Annotated in this window: 6 protein-coding genes; all 6 read left to right on the top strand. The window is 55.1% G+C overall.

The window, feature by feature from the left end:
• Positions 1-136: 136 nt before the first annotated feature.
• The 6 genes from ACTO5E_RS10470 to ACTO5E_RS10445 all read left to right on the top strand — a co-directional run bounded on the left by ACTO5E_RS10470 (position 137) and on the right by ACTO5E_RS10445 (position 3,923).
• A complete protein-coding gene (locus ACTO5E_RS10470) occupies positions 137-790 on the top strand; it encodes a TIGR03936 family radical SAM-associated protein (RefSeq protein ID WP_482303454.1) in 654 nt (217 codons plus the stop codon).
• 191 nt (positions 791-981) lie between these two features.
• Complete coding sequence (gene rplS, locus ACTO5E_RS10465; protein WP_482303453.1) at positions 982-1,326, top strand: 50S ribosomal protein L19; 345 nt, start codon at positions 982-984, stop codon at positions 1,324-1,326.
• Positions 1,327-1,456: 130 nt separating this feature from the next.
• Positions 1,457-2,041 carry a signal peptidase I gene (lepB, locus tag ACTO5E_RS10460; protein ID WP_482303452.1) on the top strand — a complete coding sequence of 195 codons (585 nt, stop codon included), beginning with the start codon at positions 1,457-1,459 and terminating at the stop codon, positions 2,039-2,041.
• A 25-nt stretch (positions 2,042-2,066) separates the two neighbouring features.
• Positions 2,067-2,936: a ribosome biogenesis GTPase YlqF gene (gene ylqF / locus ACTO5E_RS10455; RefSeq protein ID WP_482303450.1), complete on the top strand. Its 870-nt coding sequence runs from the start codon at positions 2,067-2,069 to the stop codon at positions 2,934-2,936.
• Complete coding sequence (gene rnhB, locus ACTO5E_RS10450) at positions 2,933-3,547, top strand: ribonuclease HII (protein ID WP_482303449.1); 615 nt, start codon at positions 2,933-2,935, stop codon at positions 3,545-3,547. Before ylqF ends, rnhB begins: the two co-directional genes overlap by 4 nt.
• A 22-nt stretch (positions 3,548-3,569) precedes the next feature.
• A complete protein-coding gene (locus ACTO5E_RS10445; protein WP_482303448.1) occupies positions 3,570-3,923 on the top strand; it encodes a YraN family protein in 354 nt (117 codons plus the stop codon).
• The last annotated feature ends 49 nt before the right edge of the window (positions 3,924-3,972 follow it).

Genomic DNA, 3,972 nt, shown 5'->3' with positions numbered 1-3,972 from the left:
TGGGACCACCTGGACTATGGTATCCGCAAGGAGTTTTTAGCGGAGGAATGCCGGCGGGCCTATCAGGCTCAGACCACACCAAACTGCCGGGAGAAGTGCTCCGCCTGTGGAGCCGCCTGCTTCAAAGGAGGGCTGTGTGTTGCAGAACGTAAGGATATGGTTTAGCAAAACCGGCGCGGTCAAGTATATTTCCCACCTTGACCTCACCCGCTGTATGGCCAGGGCGTTGAAGCTCTCCGGTCTTCCGGTATGGTACACGCAGGGGTTTAACCCCCGTATTTATATGACCTTTGCCATGCCCCTGTCTCTGGGAGTCAGCGGATTGCGGGAATGTGTGGATATTCGCCTGACAGAGGAGACCGGTTTGGAGGACGCAGCTCAAAGGCTGTCAGCGTATCTCCCGGCGGATATCACAGTTTTGGGCCTGACCCAGCCAGAGCTGGGATTTGAGGAAGCTGCCTATGGAGAGTATGAGCTGCGGCTGGAAGCGGAGCATCCGGAGGCATTGGCAGCGGAGCTTCAGGAACTGCTGGCCGGTGAAACGGTTACTGTGATGAAGCATGGAAAAAAAGGGGACAAGGCGGTGGATATTAAGCCGTATTTCTCCCATATGGAGTGGAGGACAGAACCAGGCTGGCTGGTTTTGGACGTCAAGCTGCCCTGTTCGCTGAACGGCAGTGTAAACCCCAATTTGCTGTTGGAGGCCTTGAAAACTCTGCGCGGCCTGGAGCCCTATGGGGAGATCACCCGGAAGAGGCTGCTTACAAAAGATTTTTCCGATATGCGGTAATTTTTTCTTGCCTTTCCCTACAGCTTGTGGTATAATGGGGGAGCATTTGAAGGTCCGCGGGTTTTCTCTTCAGAGGCTTGCCCGTGGGGTTCAAGCGCGGTTTCCGCGCAGGAAGCGGACAGTCCGCTGCCGGCGCTCTTTGGAGCGTTCCGGCATGAATGTCTGAAAATTTTATTTTGGAGGAATATCAAATGGACGCGATCAAGCTTATCTCCCAGGACTCTCTGAAGGCAGAGGCTCCCCAGTTTAACATTGGCGACACGGTTCGGGTGGACGTGAACATCCGCGAGGGCGAGCGGGAGAGAATCCAGCAGTTTGAGGGAACTGTCATCGCCCGCAAGGGCAGCGGCGTCAGCGAGACCTTTACCGTGCGCCGCGTCTCTTATGGCGTGGGTGTGGAAAGAGTATTTCCCCTGCACTCTCCGAATGTAAAGGCTGTCCGGGTGGTGCGCCACGGCCGGGTGCGCCGGGCCAAGCTCTACTATCTGCGCAACCGGGTGGGCAAGGCCGCCAAGGTCAAGGAGCAGATCAAGTAAAACCGAAAACACTGGGAGAAGGGACATTTTGTCCCTTTTTCTGTTATATATTGCGTGAAATAAGCCAGAGCCTGCTCATTCGCATATAATTTTGAACAGGCTGTACACTAAAATGCTGGGAGGGACCGGAATGGATCAAGAGAGAGTGGAGATCGAGCAGGCGGAAGGGGGACAGCGTTCTTTTCAGTCCTGGCTGTTGGAGTGGATGGAGACTATTATTGTGGCTTTTGTGGCCGTGACCATCTGCTTTACCTTTCTTGCCCGGGTGATTACTGTGGACGGCTCCTCTATGGAGCCTACCTATTATGACGGCGACCGGGTGCTGGTCACTTCTCTTGCCGGCCAGGCGGAGAAGGGGGACGTGGTCATCATTGTCCATGCGCTGGAGGATACGATTATCAAACGTGTGGTGGCAACTGAGGGCCAGGTGGTGGATTTTGACCCTGTGCAAGGAGAGCTTACTGTAGACGGTACGCCGGTTAAGGGCGAGGAGTTTGGCATTGAGAATGGTATCACCTTTGTGCCTGACCGGCCGGGAATGGTTATGGAATTTCCTCAGCAGGTGCCGGAGGGCTGCGTGTTTGTGCTGGGCGACAACCGGGGCGCGTCTCAGGACAGCCGGTATTTGAGCGTCGGCATGGTAGACAGGAGAAACATTTTGGGGCGGGTGGTGCTGAATCTTTTCCCCTTCTCCAAGGCGGGGCTGCCAGCCTGAGGCACCGAAGACAGGAGGAAGAAGAATGTCAGAGATCATGTCAGTCCAGTGGTTTCCGGGACATATGGCGAAGACCCGGCGGAAGATTGCGGAGGACCTGAAGCTGGTGGACGTGGTAGCTGAGCTGCTGGATGCCAGAGTGCCCAGCAGCAGCGCGAACCCGGTACTGAGGGAGATCATTCGCAACAAGCCCCGGGTAGTGGTACTGAACAAAAGCGACTTGGCAGACCCAGGTCAGACCGCCCGCTGGACCGCCCGGTTCCGGGAGCAGGGGCTGGCGGCGGTTCCTGTGGAGAGTAAAACGGGAAAGGGTCTGCCTGGGCTATATAGTGCGATCCGTCAGGAGCTGAAGGAACAGATCGCCGGCTGGGAGCGCAAGGGTATGACGGGCCGTCCCATCCGTGTGATGGTATTGGGGGTTCCCAATGTGGGAAAATCCTCTATCATCAACCGAATGATCACCGGCGGAAGGGCCGGAAAGGCAGAGGTCCGGGATAAGCCGGGGGTTACCCGGCAGAACCGATGGTTTACTGTAGGAAAGGGCTTTGAGCTTTTAGACACGCCGGGTGTGCTATGGCCCAAATTTGAGGACCCCATTGTGGGGGAACATCTGGCCTTTACAGGCGCTGTGCGAGATGAGATTCTTGATATAGAGGGTTTGGCGTGCCGGCTGCTGGAGCTGCTGATGCAACGTTATCCCCATGCGGTCACGACACGATACAAGCTTGAGCTGCCGGATGAGCCTCTGTCTGGCCATGAGCTGCTGGAAATGGTTGGCCGGAAACGGGGCATGTTGGTGTCTGGCGGAGAGATCGATACGGAGAGAGCCGCTGCCGCTGTGCTGGATGAATTCCGGGGCGGCAAGCTGGGGCCTATCACTTTGGAGTGGGTATGATGGAATTTTTTTATGAGGAAGAAGCTCTTGCCCAGGGATTTCACAGCATTTGTGGGATTGACGAGGCAGGAAGAGGCCCATTGGCCGGGCCGGTCTGCGCGGCTGCGGTGATTTTGCCGGTTGGCTGCCAGCTGGAAGGCTTGAACGACTCTAAAAAGCTCAGTGAAAAAAAGCGCGAGGCATTGTTTCAGCCTATCCTTTCTCAAGCATTGTCTTATGGAATCGGCTGGGCCAGCGAGGCTGAGATTGATGAGCTGAATATTTTGCAGGCAACCTTTCTGGCCATGTGCCGGGCGGTAGAGGCGATGGAGCTTCCTCCTGATTATGCGCTGGTTGATGGGAACCGGATGCCTGCTTTAGCCATCCCCGGTAAAGCCATTGTGAAGGGAGACGGGAAAAGCCCCAGTATTGCGGCGGCGTCTATTCTGGCCAAGGTCAGCCGGGACCGCCTGTTGTGTGAATGGGATCAGAAGTACCCCCAATATGGCTTTGCGAAGCACAAGGGTTATGGAACCAAAGCACACTATGCCGCGATTCGCGAGTATGGCGTCTTGCCTGTACACCGGCAAAGCTTTTGGAAAAAGTATAAAGAGAAGAGCAGTGTTGAATAAAGATACTGAGCAGAGGAGGCCTATGGTCCAGAACACAGGAAGAACCGGGGAGGAATATACCGCACAGTGGCTGCGGGAGCAGGGCTTCTCGATTATTGCTCAGAATTATCATTCCCGCTATGGTGAGATCGACATTATTGCGGAAGATGGGGAGTGTATTGTCTTTACAGAGGTAAAGGTCCGCCGAAGGGGAAGCATGGTCTCTCCTTTGGAGGCAGTCACAGCACAGAAGCAGAAAAAGATACTTTTGACTGCTCAGGCGTATCTTGTGAAAAGCCAATGCGCTTTACAGCCTCGTTTTGATGTGGCCGCAATTACCTTGCTGCCGGACGGACAGCTGGAACTGCAATATTATCCGAATGCTTTCGGTTGGTGAGAGGAGCATGGATCATGCGATATTTTGACCTGCACTGCGACACAATCAC

Source organism: Acutalibacter sp. (assembly GCF_056800975.1).
This window is presented reverse-complemented; position numbering and strand designations above follow the sequence as displayed.

Excerpts from the sequence above, each read along its gene's own strand:
- rplS (WP_482303453.1), top strand. The coding sequence starts at position 982 with ATGGACGCGATCAAGCTTATCTCCCAGGACTCTCTGAAGGCAGAGGCT.
- lepB (WP_482303452.1), top strand. The coding sequence starts at position 1,457 with ATGGATCAAGAGAGAGTGGAGATCGAGCAGGCGGAAGGGGGACAGCGT.
- ylqF (WP_482303450.1), top strand. The coding sequence starts at position 2,067 with ATGTCAGAGATCATGTCAGTCCAGTGGTTTCCGGGACATATGGCGAAG.
- rnhB (WP_482303449.1), top strand. The coding sequence starts at position 2,933 with ATGATGGAATTTTTTTATGAGGAAGAAGCTCTTGCCCAGGGATTTCAC.
- ACTO5E_RS10445 (WP_482303448.1), top strand. The coding sequence starts at position 3,570 with ATGGTCCAGAACACAGGAAGAACCGGGGAGGAATATACCGCACAGTGG.